This window comes from Gluconobacter cerevisiae, assembly GCF_015244675.1.
Classification (GTDB): Bacteria; Pseudomonadota; Alphaproteobacteria; order Acetobacterales; family Acetobacteraceae; genus Gluconobacter; species Gluconobacter cerevisiae.
This window is the reverse complement of the sequence record NZ_JABCQO010000040.1, coordinates 1-852: the sequence shown is the minus strand read 5'-3', so window position 1 is coordinate 852 and position 852 is coordinate 1. Positions and strand designations below refer to the sequence as shown.

At 52.2% G+C, this 852-nt stretch carries 1 protein-coding gene; it reads left to right on the top strand.

From position 1 onward, the window contains the following. Nucleotides 1-76 precede the first annotated feature (76 nt). Nucleotides 77-840, top strand: a protein-coding gene (locus HKD21_RS14325) for an IS5 family transposase (RefSeq protein WP_194256268.1) whose coding sequence is annotated in 2 segments (ribosomal slippage) — nt 77-410 and nt 410-840 — 765 coding nt in all. Because the reading frame shifts where the segments join, the coding sequence is not laid out codon by codon here. Nucleotides 841-852 lie beyond the last annotated feature (12 nt).

Sequence of the window (852 nt, the reverse complement as noted above, 5' to 3'; positions counted from 1 at the left end):
TAGGCTCAGGACCTATTAATTTATTGAACTGAGCGAGAGGTTGTGATTCACAGGCTTACCGATGGAGGGTAGGCCTGTGAGTGAGGTATTTTTGTTGTCTGAGCGCCAGATGGAGCGGATTGAGCCGTTTTTTCCTCTGGCGCACGGAGTGCCACGCGTGGATGACCGGCGTGTTCTGAGCGGGATCGTTTATGTCATCCGTAACGGCCTTCAGTGGAAGGATGCTCCGAAAGCGTATGGTCCACACAAGACTTTATACAACCGATTTATCCGGTGGAGCCGCCTGGGTGTTTTTGACAGGATATTTGTCGCCCTGACAGAACAGGCTGGCCGTTCGAAGCGTCTGATGATCGATGCAACACATCTCAAGGCACACCGGACATCGGCGTCCTTGCTCAAAAAGGGGCTTTTCCCCGCCATATCGGACGGACAAAAGGCGGCCTGAACTCAAAACTTCATGCCATGTGCGATGATCAGGGCCGACCTGTCCGCCTTCATCTGACTGCTGGACAGGTCAGTGACTTCAGAGGCGCAGACGTGCTTCTGGCAGACCTCCCCGATGAGACAGAAGAAGTCATCGGGGACAGAGGCTACGATAGCAACCAGATCAGATTATCGCTTGCAGACCGGAACATCACAGCCTGTATTCCGCCAAAGAAGAACCGGAAATCAAAGCCACCTTACAATTGGCATCTGTATAAAAAGCGCCATCTGATCGAAAACATGTTCGCAAAGCTGAAAGACTGGCGACGTGTTGCGACCCGATATGACCGCTGCGCTCATACATTCATGTCCGCAATCCACATCGCAGCAAGCGTCATCTTCTACCTCAAAGAATGAGTCCTGAGCCTA